The 15,115-nt window shown below is 74.6% G+C and carries 12 protein-coding genes; 10 read left to right on the top strand and 2 right to left on the bottom strand.

Going from position 1 to position 15,115, the window contains the following annotated elements:
* Positions 1–25: 25 nt before the first annotated feature.
* Positions 26–1,021, bottom strand: coding sequence for a PaaX family transcriptional regulator (locus PP1_RS00535; RefSeq protein WP_010232113.1), 996 nt, complete (start codon positions 1,019–1,021; stop codon positions 26–28).
* A gap of 175 nt (positions 1,022–1,196) precedes the next feature.
* Here PP1_RS00535 and PP1_RS00530 point away from each other — a divergent pair, with 175 nt between their 5' ends.
* The 10 genes from PP1_RS00530 (at position 1,197) to PP1_RS00485 (ending at position 13,640) form a co-directional block, all read left to right on the top strand.
* Positions 1,197–2,114 carry a transporter substrate-binding domain-containing protein gene (locus tag PP1_RS00530; RefSeq protein ID WP_029239624.1) on the top strand — a complete coding sequence of 306 codons (918 nt, stop codon included), beginning with the start codon at positions 1,197–1,199 and terminating at the stop codon, positions 2,112–2,114.
* A complete protein-coding gene (locus PP1_RS00525) occupies positions 2,111–3,031 on the top strand; it encodes an amino acid ABC transporter permease (protein WP_010232115.1) in 921 nt (306 codons plus the stop codon). Before PP1_RS00530 ends, PP1_RS00525 begins: the two co-directional genes overlap by 4 nt.
* On the top strand, positions 3,028–3,804 hold the full coding sequence (locus PP1_RS00520) for an amino acid ABC transporter ATP-binding protein (protein WP_010232116.1): 777 nt from the start codon (positions 3,028–3,030) through the stop codon (positions 3,802–3,804). The genes PP1_RS00525 and PP1_RS00520 overlap by 4 nt, the downstream gene beginning before the upstream one ends.
* On the top strand, positions 3,801–4,955 hold the full coding sequence (locus PP1_RS00515; protein WP_010232118.1) for a CapA family protein: 1,155 nt from the start codon (positions 3,801–3,803) through the stop codon (positions 4,953–4,955). Before PP1_RS00520 ends, PP1_RS00515 begins: the two co-directional genes overlap by 4 nt.
* Positions 4,952–6,190, top strand: a complete 1,239-nt coding sequence (locus tag PP1_RS00510) for a CaiB/BaiF CoA transferase family protein (RefSeq protein ID WP_010232120.1) — start codon at positions 4,952–4,954, stop codon at positions 6,188–6,190. The genes PP1_RS00515 and PP1_RS00510 overlap by 4 nt, the downstream gene beginning before the upstream one ends.
* A 35-nt stretch (positions 6,191–6,225) precedes the next feature.
* Positions 6,226–7,335, top strand: coding sequence for a 2-hydroxyacyl-CoA dehydratase family protein (locus PP1_RS00505; protein WP_075314321.1), 1,110 nt, complete (start codon positions 6,226–6,228; stop codon positions 7,333–7,335).
* Positions 7,332–8,603: a 2-hydroxyacyl-CoA dehydratase family protein gene (locus tag PP1_RS00500; protein WP_010228231.1), complete on the top strand. Its 1,272-nt coding sequence runs from the start codon at positions 7,332–7,334 to the stop codon at positions 8,601–8,603. Before PP1_RS00505 ends, PP1_RS00500 begins: the two co-directional genes overlap by 4 nt.
* A complete protein-coding gene (locus tag PP1_RS00495) occupies positions 8,596–10,125 on the top strand; it encodes an MFS transporter (protein ID WP_075314323.1) in 1,530 nt (509 codons plus the stop codon). The genes PP1_RS00500 and PP1_RS00495 overlap by 8 nt, the downstream gene beginning before the upstream one ends.
* Before the next feature lie 60 nt (positions 10,126–10,185).
* Positions 10,186–11,967 (top strand): CocE/NonD family hydrolase, encoded by a 1,782-nt coding sequence (locus tag PP1_RS00490; RefSeq protein WP_010226464.1) that lies wholly within the window; start codon positions 10,186–10,188, stop codon positions 11,965–11,967.
* A 137-nt stretch (positions 11,968–12,104) separates the two neighbouring features.
* Positions 12,105–13,640, top strand: coding sequence for an APC family permease (locus PP1_RS00485; protein WP_010226466.1), 1,536 nt, complete (start codon positions 12,105–12,107; stop codon positions 13,638–13,640).
* A gap of 70 nt (positions 13,641–13,710) precedes the next feature.
* On the opposite strand, the gene PP1_RS00480 is transcribed toward PP1_RS00485, so the two are convergent.
* Positions 13,711–15,042, bottom strand: a complete 1,332-nt coding sequence (locus tag PP1_RS00480) for an aspartate aminotransferase family protein (RefSeq protein ID WP_010226468.1) — start codon at positions 15,040–15,042, stop codon at positions 13,711–13,713.
* Between the last annotated feature and the right edge of the window lie 73 nt (positions 15,043–15,115).

The following is a 15,115-nucleotide window of genomic DNA, read 5'->3' as shown; positions in this document are numbered from 1 at the left end:
CGTAGAGCGGAAGGATTCCTGTCGTTCAGACCGAGGGGCGGCCGCGCCGCACCTCGTCCAGCCTGCGCGCCCGGACGGCCTGCTCGAACGGCGTGTCCCCGCGCGAGCCCCGGTCGCCGAGCTCGTCGTGCAGCCGGGAGATCCGCGTGCTGTCGTGGTGCGAGGCGAGCTCGGCGAGATCCGGGTCGGACTCGGCGAGCAGCTGCCGGAACCGGTGCTCGGCCAGCGGTCCGAGCCGGTCGTAGACCTCCAGGAACAGCCGCTGGGCGTCGGTGCGCAGCCACCCCGGCGGCAGCATCTCGGCGGGGAGGTCGGGGTCCCGCTCCGGGAAGGCCCGCCACGCCACCCGCAGCTCGGTGCGGATCCGCAGGGCATCGGCCGGCCCGATCCGCCCGGCCGCCAGGTCCTCGCGGAGCGGCTCGTAGGTCCGCACGAATCCGCGGTAGTCCGCGGCCAGCCCGTCGAGGTCGAACGCCGCCGCGGGCCCGCCGCCGGACGGCCCGCCGGGCACCTCGGTCGCGCGCAGCACCGTGGCCCGCGCGACGCCCAGCTCCGCGACGAGGTCGCGGGCGGGCCCGGCGAGATCGCGCGGCGAGACCCAGAGCCCGTCGTAGAGGGCGGCCAGGCCGAGCACCCGCAGCCGGGACCGCAACGCGGTGCGGACCTCGCGCTCCTGCTCCGGCACCGAGAACGCGACGACCGTCCAGCACCCGTCCCACTCGGGGGCGGACGCTCCGAAGGTGAGCATCCGGTGCGTGCGGTCGACGATCACGTCGCTGGTCCGGGGCGGGATGCCGTAGGCGGTCGTCCGGCCGTGCCGGGACACCGTCAGCAGGTCCTTCGCGGCGAGCCGGCGCATCGCGGCACGCGCGTTCTCCTGCCCGATGCCGAACTCGGCGAGCAGCCGCACCAGCGCCGCGGACGGGATGTGCTCGTCCCGCCAGTACCAGTAGTCGCCGAGCAGCGAGGTCAGCAGCAGCTGCGGCTCGGCCCTGGCCCGCCCGTCGTCCGACATCGGCATCCCTCCGTCCGGGAGCGTACGTGTCGCCGGTCGGACTTCCGCACAGCGGAAGCGGGGTGTTGTCTTAGGCGACATCGCATGCGACGCTCGTCGCCATCATCGTCGGCAATGGTCCGGTGCACCATCCCGGCCCCGACGACCACATGGCTCGACCCAACGCAGGGAGAACCTCGCCATGCGCCTCATCCGCCACTCGCGCCCAGGTCGCTGGGCCCTCGCGGTCGTGGCCGCGTCGGCCGCGCTGGCCACCGGCTGTGGAGCGACCGTCGGGGAACCCGCCCGGACGCCCCCGCAGCCCGGCGCGAACACCGCACTGCACGCCACGCTGCCGGACTCGGTCAAGGAGTCGGGAGTGATCCGGTTCGCCGGGGACTCGCACCCGCCCTACCGCACCGTCGGCGGCGGCGGCGAGATCACCGGCATCGACGCCGACATCCAGGACGAGCTGAGCCGGGTGCTCGGCGTCCGGATCGAGACCAGTGTGGTCGACAGCCTGCCCGCGGCGCTGCAGGGCATGCTCGCCGGCCGCTACGACGCGTTCAACGGACCGGTGAAGGTCACCGCCGAGCGCGAGCGCCAGTTCGACACCGTCACCTGGATGACCACCCGGACGTCCTACGTCGTCCCGGCGGACGCCCCGACCCCGATCGCCGCGACCGAGGACCTCTGCGGGCGGCGCGTCGCGGTCGTCTCGGCCAGCGTCGTCGAGGAACAGCTGCGCCGGCTCTCCGGCTACTGCGAGCGGACCGGGCGCGGCGCCGTGGAGTCCGTCGGGCTGGCCGACACCAACGCCACCCTGCTCGCCGCCCAGTCCGGCCGGGCCGAGGCCGCGGGCATGACCCAGGCCGCGGCGATCGACGTGACCAGCCAGCAGCAGGGCGCCTACACCTACGTCACGCAGACCGAGGAGCAGGGCGCGACCGCCGACAAGCTCGCGCTCTACGTGGCCAAGTCCAGCGAGCTCGGGCCGGCGATGCAGGGCGCCTTCGAGGAGCTGTTCCGGGACGGCAGCTACCGCCGGATCATGCAGAAGTGGGGCCTGGACGACGTGACCGTGCCCGCCCCCGAGTACAACGCGGGGACCGCACCGTGACCGCCGCCGGGACGACCGGCACGCCTGCCACCGGGACCGCCGCCGGGGCCGCACCGGGCGGGCCGCACGACGTCGCCACCGCTCGTCCCCGGCTCCGGCCGGGCCGGATCATCGCCTCGGCCGTGCTGGCGCTGATCGCCGTCCAGCTCGTCGCGTTCGGCGTCGGCAACGAGCGGTTCCAGTGGGACGTGGTGGCCGAGCACCTGTTCGATCCGTCGGTGCTGCGCGGTCTGGGCACCACGATGCTGCTCGCCGTCCTCGCCATGCTGATCGGCTCCGTGCTGGGGGGCGCGCTGGCCGCCGCTCAACTGTCCGACTTCGGGCCGACCCGGTGGGCCGCGACCGTCTACGTCGGCGTCTTCCGCGGCATCCCGCCGCTGGTCCAGCTCATCTTCTGGTTCAACCTGGCCTACCTGCTGCCGCGGATCTCGATCGGCGTCCCGTTCGGCCCGACACTGCTGAGCTGGGACGCCAACGACCTGATCACCCCGCTGACCGCGGGCGTCATCGGCCTGTCGCTGGTCCAGTCCGCGTACATGGCCGAGATCATCCGCGCCGGGATCCTCGGCGTGGACCACGGCCAGCGCGAGGCCGCCTCGGCGATGGGCTTCACCCCGGCGCAGACCTTCTTCCGGATCATCCTGCCGCAGGCCATGCGGGTGATCATCCCGCCGTCCGGCAGCCAGTTCATCACGGTCGTGAAGGGCACCGCACTCGTCTCGGTGATCGCGATGAACGACCTCCTGCACTCCGTGCAGGTGATCTACAACCAGACCTACGAGATCGTCCCGATGCTGATCGTGGCGTGCCTCTGGTACCTGACGGTCGTCACGCTGCTGACGATCGGGCAGCGCAGGCTGGAGCGCCGCTTCGCCCGCGGTCACGTCCGGACGACCCCCTCCGGAGGTGCCTCGTGAACCCCGTCCTGTCCCTGCGCGGCACGACCAAGCGCTTCGGCGACCACACCGCGCTCGACGCGGTCGACCTCGACGTGGCCGAGGGCGAGGTCGTCGTCGTGATCGGGCCGTCCGGCTCCGGCAAGTCGACCCTGGTGCGCTGCGTCCACCAGCTCGAGTCGATCGACGGCGGCGGCATGTACCTCGACGGCGAGCTGCTCGGCTACTCCGAGCACCGCGGCGCGCTGCGCCCGCTCACCCCGAGAGGGACCGCCGCCCAGCGCCGGCGCATCGGCATGGTGTTCCAGCAGTTCAACCTGTTCCCGCACTTCAGCGCGCTGCGCAACGTCACGGAGGCGCCGCGGCGGGTGCACGGCCGCAGCGCCGCCGACGCCGAGCGCGACGCCACGACGCTGCTGGAGCGGGTCGGTCTCGGCGACCGCATGCACCACTACCCGCGCCAGCTCTCCGGCGGCCAGCAGCAGCGCGTCGCGATCGCCCGCGCGCTCGCCACGCGGCCCCGGATCCTGCTGTTCGACGAGCCCACTTCGGCGCTCGACCCGGAGCTCGTCGAGGAGGTCCTCGGCGTCCTGCGCGGCCTCGCCGCCGACGGCCTGACGATGGTCGTCGTCACCCACGAGATGGCCTTCGCCCGCGAGGTCGCCGACCGCGTGGTGTTCATGGAGGCCGGCCGCATCGTCGAGACCGGGCCGCCGTCGCAGATCTTCGGGAACCCGTCGAGCGAGCGGCTGCGCACGTTCCTGTCCCGACACACCCGGGAGGTCCCCGCATGACGGCACCGACGGGCATCACCGTCGCCTCGGTCGGGGACCTCATCCTCGACGAGCCCGACCCGGCGTCGTTCCTGGCGCCGTCGGCGGCACTGCTGCGCGCCGCGGACGTGACCGTCGGCCACGTCGAGGTCCCGCACTCGACGACCACGGTGCAGGTCTCCACCGACGTCCCCGCCCCACCGGCGGACCCGGCCGCGCTCGGCGCGCTGACCGCCGCCGGGTTCGACGTCGTCACCCTCGCGGGCAACCACGTCTTCGACGCGGGTGAGGAGGGCGTGACCGACACGGTCGCGCACGCCCGGAAGGCGGGCCTGCTCACCGCCGGGGCCGGGGCCGACCTCGCCGAGGCGCGCGCCGCGGCCGTCGTCGAGCGGGGCGGGCTGCGGATCGGCGTGCTGTCCTACAACTGCGTCGGGCCGCGGGAGTCCTGGGCGACCTCCCGCAAGGCGGGCTGTGCCTACGTCCACGTGCTCACCCACTACGAGCTCGACCACGCGAGCCCCGGCGGGCCGCCGCGGATCTACACCTTCGCCGACCCGGACTCGCTGGAGGCGATGGCCGACGACGTCGCGCGGCTGCGCGCCGAGGTAGACGTCGTGCTGGTCGGCCTGCACAAGGGCGTCGGGCACACCCCCGCCGCGGTGGCGATGTACGAGTCGCCGGTGGCCCGGGCCGCCGTCGACGCCGGCGCCGACGCCGTGTTCGGCCACCACGCGCACATCCTGCGCGGCATCGAGGTCTGGCGCGGGAAGCCGATCTTCCACGGGCTCGGCAACTTCGTCACCGTCACCCACGCCCTGACCCCGGCGTCCGGCGGGGACAGCGCCGAGCGCGACGCGTGGGCGGCGAAGCGGAAGGAGCTCTACGGCTTCGCCCCCGACCCGGACATGCCCTTCTACCCGTTCCATCCCGAGAGCCGGGACACCGTCGTCGCCACGTGCCGGTTCGACGGGTCCGGCGGCCTCGTCGAGGCGGGCGTCGTCCCCTGCCGCATCGACGACGCCGGCCGCCCCGTCCCGCAGGGACCCGACTCACCGGTCGTCGGCTACGTCCGCGACATCACCACCCGCGCCCGGCTGGGCGGCAGGCTGGTCCGCCGCGGCGACGACTGGCTCGTCGCCGGGGCGGGCACGTTCGAGGAGACCGCATGACCCACCAGCCGCTCGCCGGCCGCACCGTCATCGACCTGACCACCGCGCTCGCCGGGCCCTACGCGACCCTGCTGCTCGCCGGTCTGGGCGCCACCGTGATCAAGGTGGAGAACCCCGCCACCGGCGGGGACACCTCCCGCAACAACTCGCCGTACCTCGGCCGGGACGGCCTGGCGCTGGGCCGCACGCACGACGACGACATGTCCGTCTCCATGCTGCTCCGCGGCCGGGGCAAGCTCAGCGTCACGCTCAACCTGAAGGACCCGCGGTCGAAGACCGTGTTCACCGATCTGGTCCGCGGCGCCGACGTGCTCGTCGAGAACTACTCGCCGGGCGTCACCACGCGGCTCGGCATCGACTACGCCGCCGTGCGGGAGATCAACCCGAAGCTCGTCTACACCTCCATCAGCGGGTTCGGCGCGCAGGGCGGGCCGGGCTCCGGCAAGGCGATGGACGCGATCATCCAGGCGCTGTCCGGGGTGATGATGACGGCCGGGGAGCCGGGCGGTGACCCGGTCCGGTTCGGCCTGCCGGTCGGGGACCTGCTGGCGCCGCTGTACGCGGTCGTCGGGACGGTGTCGGCGCTGCTGCAGTCCGAGACCACCGGGGAGGGCCAGCACGTCGACGTCTCCATGCTCGGGGCGCTGACCTCGCTGGTGGCCTGCGAGCCGTTCGACGCCTACGACGCCGTCGGCCTGGAGCAGCGCACCGGCGCGATGGTGCCGCGGCTGGCGCCGTTCGGGATCCTGGAGGCCGCCGACGGGCACATCGCGCTGTGCGCGCCCACCGACGCGTTCGCCCGCGGGGTGCTGCGCGCGATGGGCCGCGACGACCTCGTCGACGACGACCGCTACCGCACCCGCGACCAGCGGGTCGAGCGCGCGGACGAGCTGCACGCGCTGATCGGCGCCTGGTGCCGCGGGCTGCCCCGGGCCGAGGTCATCGACCGGCTCACCGCCGAGGGGGTGCCCGCCGCCGAGGTCCGCGACCCGCGGGAAGCGGTGCGCGACCCGCTGGTGCGCGACCGGCGCGAGGTCGTCCCGCTCGCCCACCCGCGGCACGGCGCGACCGCCGACCTGTCCGCGACCGGCGTGCCGATCGTCTTCTCCGGCTCCGACGTCGGGCTCGACGGGCCCGCACCCGCGCTCGGCGAGCACAACGACCGCGTCTACCGCGAGCTGCTCGGCTACGACGCCGACGAGATCGCGGCCCTCACCGCCGACGCCGTCATCTGATCCTGCCGACCCACACACCGTCCCGGGGGACCACCATGTCCGCAGCACTGGCTGCGCTGCTCGACCCTGCCCTGCCCGGCCGCACGCCGGACCGGCCGGTCGCCGGCTACGTCGGCGCCGACGTCCCGGTAGAGCTGCTGACGGCGGCCGGATACCACCCGCTGCGGCTGTCCGGCTCGCCGCACGAGGACGCCTCGCCCGGCCGCGACCTCCTCGGCGGCGGCCTGGACCCGGTCGCCTGCTCGGTGCTGACCCGGCTGCTCGCCGGGGCGTACGGGCAGCTCGACGTGCTCGTCGTCTCGCGGGACTGCGAGGCGTCGCTGCGGCTGTTCTACGTGCTGCGCGAGCTCGCCCGGGTCGAGCCGTCGGTGGCGCTGCCGCCGGTCCACCTCGTCGACGTCCTGCACCTCCCGCACCGCACGACCACCCGCTACGTGCTGGCGAAGGTCCGCGGTCTGCGCACCTGGCTGGCCGGGCGGTCCGGGCGCCCGGCCGGTGACGACGCGCTCGCCGCCGCCGTCACCGCGCACGACCGGGTCCGCGGCCTGCTGCGGGCCACCGGCGACCTGCGGGTGCAGCGCAGGCTCACCGGGACCGAGTTCCTCGGCGTCGTCGACGCCGCGACCGCGCTCCTGCCGGACCGGGCCGCGGAGCTGCTGACCGCACTGGTCGGGGAGCTGCCGGACCGGGGCCCGCGGCCCGGGCACCCGGTGCACCTCACCGGCTCCTCGCACGACTCCCCCGACGTGTACGCCGCGGTGGAGGCGGCCGGGCTGCTCGTCGTCGGGGAGGACCACGACCGCGGCGACCTCCTCGCCGCGACCGACGTCGGCGACCCCGGCGACCCCGCGGGCCTGGAGCTCGCGCTGGCCGAGCGGTACCAGTTCAACGGGCCCGCGGCGCCGCGGGCGTCGATCGCGGAGCGGGCCGCGCACACCGCGGCCCGGGTCCACGCCCGCGGCGCGGCCGGGCTGCTCGGGTACGTCCGCCGCCACGACGACGGCCCGCCCTGGGACTGGGCGGCGCAACGCGCCGCCGCGGGGGTCCCGGCGGCGTCGCTGGAACACCAGCCCTACGGCCGCGTCGATCCGGACGCCCTCGACCGGGCGGTGCGCACGCTGCGGGCCCCGGCGGTGGCCGCATGAGCGCCCCGGCCCGCACCGGACGGCTGCCCAGCGCGGCCGCGGCGACGGCGTACCAGCGGCAGTGGTTCGCCGACCTGCACCGCGACCACGTTCCCGGCGCCCCGCTCGCCCTGGTCAACGCGGACGCCCCGCAGGAGGTCTTCCGCGCGATGGGCATCCCCTACGTCGTCAACCAGTGGTGGGCCTCGATCGTCGCCGCCAAGCGCCGCACCCAGGACCACCTCGCCCGGCTGCGCGAGCGCGGCTACCCCGACCACACCGAGCAGTACAGCTCCACCGCGCTCGGCAGCGCCTTCGACCCGGACCCGGCGAGCGCCCCGTGGGGCGGGCTGCCGATGCCGTCGATCGTGCTCGCCGAGACCACCGGCGACGCGTCCCGCAAGATCTTCGACGTCTGGGGCGAGCAGCCCGGCGTCACCTTCTACCCGCTGGAGAGCGCGGCCGCGGACACCGTCCCGGAGCGCTGGTGGGAGCTGATGCCGCACCACTGGGAGGACGCGGTGGGCTCCGACCGGCTCGACCTCATGGTCGGCGAGCTGGAGGGCCTCATCCGGTTCCTGGAGCAGACGACCGGGCGCCGGTTCTCCGAGCAGCGCTTCGCCGAGGTGCTGGCGCTGACCAACGAGCAGGAGGAGTGGAACCGGCGCACCCGCGACCTCGTCGCGGCCGCCCGGCCGTGCCCGGTCGCCGTCACCGACTCCATCCCCGCGGTGATGATCCCGCAGTGGCACCGCGGCACCACGTGGGCGCGCGACGCCGCCCACCGGCTGCACGACGAGGTCGCCGGCCGGGTGTCCGCGGGCGCCGCCGTGTGCGACGGCGAGCGGGCCCGGCTGATGTGGGTCGGCCGCGGCCTGTGGTTCGACCTGGAGTTCTACCAGCGGTTCCAGGAGCGCTACGGCGCCGTGTTCGTGTGGTCGATGTACCTGGCGATCGCCGCCGACGGCTACGTTCGCTATGGCGACGACCCGCTCCGCACCCTCGCCGCGCGGTTCGCGGCGTTCTCCGACCAGCTCTACACCCCGCCGTGGTCCGCCGAGTGGTACGTGAAGGAGGCCCGCACGCACGGCGTGCAGGGCGTCGTCCACCTGGTGTCCGACGACGCCCGCGGCAGCTGGGCGACCACCCGCGCGCTGCGGGCCGCCGGGATCCCGGTGCTGGAGCTGCACGCCGACAACGTCGACGCCCGCCGCTCCGACCCGGACCACCTGGACCGCACCGTCGGGAGCTGGATCGAGGCCGAGGTGCTGCCCCGGGCCGATGACTGAGGCCCCGCCCCGGCCCCGTACCGGGCTCTCCACGCCCGCGGTGCTGGCCGGGGCGCTGGTCGCGCTGTTCACCGGCTCCCTCACCAACACGATCATCGGGATCGCGCTGCCGACGATCGCCGGTGAGCTCGGCGGGCAGGACCGGGTCGCGTGGGTGGCGGCCGCGGCACTGCTCACGATGACGGCGGCGACCCCGGTGTGGGGCAAGCTCGCCGACCGCCGGGGCCCGCGGCCGATGCTGCTCGCGGCGATCGCGCTGTTCGTCGTCGCGTCCCTGGTCGCCGGGCTCGCCCCCACGATGGGCTGGCTGATCACCGGCCGGGCCCTGCAGGGCGCGGCGTCGGGCGGCATCCTGGCCTGCGCGAACGCGCTCGTCGCGGTGCTCGTCCCGGCCCGCGAGCGCGGCCGGTACACCGGCTGGTTCGGGCTGTCGTTCGGCACCGCGTCGGTGGCCGGGCCGCTGATCGGCGGGCTGCTGGTGAGCCCGGGCGCGCCGGGCTGGCGCTGGTGCTTCCTCGGCGTCGTCCCGGTGACGCTGGCCGCCGCGCTGCTCGTGCGGCTCGCCCCCGACCACCGCCCCGAGCCCCGCCACGCCCCGCTGGACCACCTCGGTGCCGCGCTGCTGGCGCTCGCCTCCGGTGGGCTGGTCGTCCTGCTCTCGGCGGGCGGGGTGGCGTGGCCGTGGTCGTCGCTGGTCACCGTGGTGCTCGCCGTCGCCGTCGTGGTGACGACGGTGCTCGCCGTGCTGCGCGAGCGCCGCGCACCGGACCCGATCCTGCCGCCGCGGCTGTTCCGCAGCCGCACCGTCACCATCGCCTGCGCCGCCGGCCTGCTCGTCGGCACGGTGATGTTCGGCGGGATCATCTACCTGCCGCAGTTCCTGCAGGTGGTGCACGGTCACGACGCCATGACCGCGGGGCTGCTGATGCTCCCCCAGATCGGCACCATGATCGTCGCCTCGGCGGTGGCGGGCCGGCTGATCGTGCGGACCGGGCGCTGGAAGAGGTTTCCCGCGGCCGGTTGCGCGCTGCTCGTCGCCGGGCTGGCGGTGCTCGCCCCGCTGACCCCGGCCACCCCGGCCTGGCAGGTCGCCGCCGGGATGGCGCTGCTCGGCGCCGGGACCGGACTGACCCAGCAGGTGCTCGTGCTCGCCGCGCAGAACGCGGCCGGGCCCGGCGACGTCGGCGTCGCCGGGTCGTCGGCGACCTTCGCCCGCACCCTCGGCGGCGCCGTCGGGGTCGCGGTGTTCGGCGCGCTCATCGCGGCCCGGCTGCGCGCCGACCTGCCCGCCGCGCTGGGCGCGGCCGGGCTCCCCGCCACCGACGACGGCGTCCGGCGGCTGCTCGGCACCCCCGCGCAGGTCGCGGCGCTGCCCGGCCCGCTCGCCGACGCCGTGCGGGCCTCCTACACCCACGGGCTCCAGCTCGTCTTCCTCACCACCCTCCCGGTCGCGGTGCTCGCGCTCGTCGCGGTGCTGCTGATCCGCGAGACCGCGCTCGACGAGGGCGCGCCCGCCCCCTGACCCACCGCTCCACGCCCGACCCGACCGCTGCACCATCGACCGCTGCACGGAGGCTCCGCCATGCCCGGAAACCGCCGCCGGACACTGCTCGTGTCCGCACTCGTCGTCCTCGGCCTGGTGGCCGCCCTCGGCATCGCACTGCTCGTGGTGCCACGCCCCGCGGTCGCCACCGCGGACTCCGCACTCGGGTCCTACGCACCGGAGAAGCAGTTCACCGAGCGGATCACCGAGTCGTTCCTCCTCCCGATGCGCGACGGCACCCGGCTCGCGGTGAAGCTCGACCGGCCGGCGGTCGACGGGCGGGCCGCGCCGGGGCCGTTCCCGGTGCTGTGGCAGCACAGCCTCTCGACCGAGCGCAAACCCGAGGACGGCGCCGGCCCGAAGACCGGCGGGATCCAGACGATCCCGACGCTCACCGACCACGGCTACGTCGTCGCCCAGGTCGCCCGCCGCGGCAACGGCCAGTCCTTCGGGGTGCGGCGCGGCTACAACGACCGGCTCGAGGCCGGCGACGCCTACGAGGTCACCGAGTGGCTCGCCGCGCAGCCCTGGTCGGACGGCAACGTCGGCGTCTACGGCTGCTCGAACACCGGGGACGCCGCGATGCACACCCTCACCGTCCGGCCGCCGCACCTCAAGGCGGTGCTCGCGGGCTGCTTCTCCTGGGACAAGTACGACGCGTGGCGGGTCGGCGGCATCTCCGCCCAGTGGGGCTTCGGGCCGTCGCGCACCGTCGAGCAGGACCTCGCGAACACCCCGGTCGACGGCGACGAGGACAAGACCCTCCTGCGGGAGGCCGCCGTCGAGCACCAGAAGGCGACGCCGCTCGCGGACATGTGGCGCGGGATGCCGTACCGGGACAGCTGGACCTCCGCGACGCAGTCCCGGTTCTGGTCCGAGGGCAGCGTCGGCAGCTACGCCGACCAGGTCCGGGCGGCGGACGTCCCCGTCTACGTGATCGGCGGCTGGCACGACGAGCTCCGCGGCCAGGGCATCGCGACACTGCTGAACGTGCCCGGCTCACGGCTGCTCGTCGGGCCGTGGAAGCACTGCGAGAACGCGGGGTTCGGGCTCGTCGAGGAGGCGCACCGGTTCTTCGACCAGCACCTCAAGGGCATCGACACCGGAATCGACGCCGAACCGCCGATCCACTACGCCACCCCGCGGTCCGACGCCGCCGACGCCACCGGCCTGGAGTGGACGGCGGCGCAGAGCTGGCCCCCGACCGGGACCGGCCCGCAGCCCACGACGCTCGGCGGCGACGGCGTCCTCGGCTCGGCCGCACCCGGCGCCCGCGGGTTCACCGTGGACACCGCGGCGGAGTGCCCCACCGACCCGGGCAGCGGCTCCACGATCCAGCCCTGCCACATCCCCGGCAGCGGGACGAGCTGGACCGGTCCCGTGCTCGACGCGGCCACCGAGCTCACCGGCACCCCGGTCGCCGACCTGACCGTACGGACCGACCGTCGCGACGGCGACGTGTTCGCCTACCTCGAGGAGGTCGCCCCGGACGGCCGGACGACCGTGATCACCGAGGGCCGGCAGCGGATCTCGCTGCGCGCCGAGCACCCCGCGCCCTACACGCTGCCCGAGGGCGTGCCGTGGCACCGCGCCTACGCCGCCGACGCCGCCCCGGTCACGCCCGGCGGGGCGGTTCGGCTCCGGTTCGCGATGCTGCCGACGTCGTACGAGGTCCCGGCCGGGCACCGCATCCGGGTCACGGTGACCGGGCACGACCCGCGCGCCACCGGTCCGCTGCCCGACGCGGACGGCGCCCGGATCGAGGTGCTGTCCGGCCCGGACACCGCGTCCTCGGTGACGCTCCCGCACCACACCGGCTGACCCACCGGACCACGGAGGACATCCCATCAGGACCGCCGCCGGTGGTGGCCCCGTCACAGCGGGCAGCCACCGGCGGGCCGGGACATCTACCATCGCCCGGTGACCGAGAACCACCACGTGATCATCGGGGCGACCGGTTGACCGCTCCCGGACCGGCGGGTACCGACCTCGCCGGAACCCCGGGCAAGGGACTGCGGACGGGCGCGATCGGGCTGTGGGGCAACACGGCGATCGGTCTGGGTGCGACGGCACCGGCGTACAGCCTCGCCGCCACCCTCGGCTACGTCGTGCTCGCCGTGCACGACAAGGCGCCGGCGATGTTCCTCGTGGCGTTCGTGCCGATGCTGTTCGTCGCCGTCGCCTACCGCGAGCTGAACCGCTCCGTCCCGGACTGCGGGACGACGTTCACCTGGGGCACCAAGGCGTTCGGGCCCTGGGTCGGGTGGATGGGCGGCTGGGGCGTCGCGGTCTCGGCGATCATCGTCCTGGCCAACGTCGCCGAGATCTCCGCGATCTACACGCTGCGGGCGGCCGGGTTCGACGACCTCGCCGAGAACACCCTGGTCAAGGTCGGTCTCGGCGTCGCGTTCATCGCGGTCATGACCTGGATCAGCCACCGCGGGATCGTGCTGTCCGAGCGGTTCCAGAACGTGCTGATCGTCGCCCAGATCGCCGTGCTCGCGCTGCTCGCCGTCGGTGCGCTGGTGCTGGTCGCGACCGGTGACGCCGGCCCGCAGGCGGTCGCGCCGAGCTGGGAGTGGTTCAACCCCGTCGGCGTCGACGGCTCCGCGCTGGCCGAGGCCGTCATCCTGTGCATCTTCATCTACTGGGGGTGGGACGCGTGCCTCGCCGTCGGCGAGGAGACCCGCGGGTCGGACTCCACCCCCGGCCGGGCGGCGCTGCTCGCGACGGCGATCCTGCTCGCCGTCTACCTGCTGGTGGCGGTCGCCGTGCAGTCCTACGCGGGGCTCGGCGCCGAGGGGATCGGGCTGGGCAACGCGGCCAACGCCGAGGACGTCATCACCGTGCTCGGCGCGCCGATCGGTGGCCCGGTGCTCACCACGGTCCTGCTGCTGACGGTGGCGATCTCCGCGGCCGCCTCCACACAGACGACGATCCTGCCGACCGCCCGCGGCGCGCTGGCGATGGCCGTCTACGGGGCGGTGCCGCCGCGGTTCGGGCGCACCCACCCGCGGAACCGGACGCCCGACTTCGCCACGCTCGTCATGGGCGTCTCGGCGATCGCGTTCTACCTCGTCCTCGGCCTCGTCAGCGACGACGCGCTGCAGGACACGATCGCCTCGCTCGGCCTGGCCGTGGCGTTCTACTACGGCATCACGGCGTTCGCCTGCGTCTGGTGGTTCCGGGACTCGCTGCTGACCTCGGCCCGTCACCTGCTGCTGCGCGGGCTGCTGCCGCTGCTCGGCGGGCTGGTCATGGTGTGGGCGTTCGTGCAGAGCGCGATCGACATGCTCGACCCGGAGTACGGCGAGACCAGCTTCGGCCCGGTCGGCGGGGTCTTCGTGATCGGCGTCGGGATGATCGTGCTCGGGGTCCCCCTCATGCTGGCCTGCACGGTACGGCTGCGGGCGTTCTTCCGCGGCGAGCTCCTGCACGCCGGCACCCCCGTCCTGGTCCCCGAATCCGGCGACCCGCCCCACGGCGGCTCCTGACCCGTCCCCGGTGGTCACGGATCGGGAAGGGATCCGGCCACATGTGGCCGCCACACCTCCCGATCCGTGATCACCGGCCCAGGGGGCCGGTCAGGGCGTCGTCCAGGATCGCGAGCCCGCGGTCGATCTCGGCGTCGGTCGCGGTCAGCGGCGGCGCGATCCGGAAGGTCCCGCCCATCCCCGGCAGCTGGACGATGTTCATGTGCAGGCCGAGCTCCGCGCACCGCCGGGTCACGGCGGCACCGAGCCGGTCCGCACCCGCGCCACCGGCCTCGCCGTCGTCGACCAGTTCCAGCCCGACCAGCAGGCCCCTCCCGCGGACGTCGCCGATCGAGGGGTGCCGCGTCGCCAGCTCGTCCAGCCCGGTGCGCAGCCGGGCGCCGAGCTCGCGGGCGCGCAGGTCCAGGCGGTCGCGTTCGAGCACGTCCAGCACGGTGTTGCCGACGGCGGCGGGCAGCGGGTCGTTCACGTGCGTGGTGAGGAAGAGGAACCCGCGGTCGTGCGCCTGCTCCTCGATCTCCGCGCTGGTCAGCACGGCCGAGAGCGGGAGCCCGGCACCGAGGGTCTTGGACAGCGTGAGGATGTCGGGGACGACGCCGTCGCGCTCGAAGGCGTAGCGGTCACCGGTGCGGCACAGCCCGGTCTGCGCCTCGTCGAGGATCAGCAGCATGCCGCGCTCGTGGCACTTGTCGCGCAGCGCCGCCAGGTAGCCGGGCGGCAGGTCGATCACCCCGCCGGAGCTGAGGATCGGCTCGACGATGCAGGCCGCGAGCGCACCGGTGGACTGCGCGTCGATCAGCGAGAAGCCGAGGTCCAGCTGGCGGCGCCAGTCGAGCCCGCCCGCGGCGTCGACGACGTCCGGACGGAACCGGTCGGGCACCGGGAGCGCGAAGTTCCCCGGGGCCGCGGGCCCGTAGCCGTGCCGGCCGGCGACGTAGGTGGCGTTCGCCGCGGCGCCGGTCATGCCGTGCCAGGACCGGGCGAAGGACACGATCTCGTGCCCGCCGGTGACGAGCTTGGCCATCCGGATCGCTGCCTCGTTGGACTCGGCGCCGGTACTGAGCAGCTGCACCTTGTCGAGCGCCGGGACGCTCTCCGCGAGGCGCCGCGCCAGCTCGATCACCGGGCGGGACAGCATTCCGCTGAACAGGTGATCCAGCCGTCCGACCTGGTCGCGGACCGTCGCCACGATCTCCGGGTGCGAGTGCCCGAGGATCGCGCTCATCTGTCCGGAGGTGAAGTCGAGCAGCTCGCGGCCGTCCTCGGTGAACACCGAGCAGCCCTCGGCGCGGTCGATCACGCCGGGGCTGAACGTGCCGTGGCCGAAGTAGCGGACCAGGTGCCGGTCGGCGGCGTCGTCTCCGGCGGTCGGGGCGGCGGGCGCGGTCGCGGTGTCCGTCATGGGTCCGACGCTACGAACCCGTTCTGTGCGCGTCCATCGCACGATGCCGACGCTGCTGTTCGTCCCGGCCGCA

This window comes from Pseudonocardia sp. P1 (genome assembly GCF_000178675.2).
Taxonomy (GTDB): domain Bacteria; phylum Actinomycetota; class Actinomycetes; order Mycobacteriales; family Pseudonocardiaceae; genus Pseudonocardia.
The sequence above is the reverse complement of the archived record's forward strand: the minus strand, read 5'-3'. Positions and strand labels throughout refer to the sequence as shown.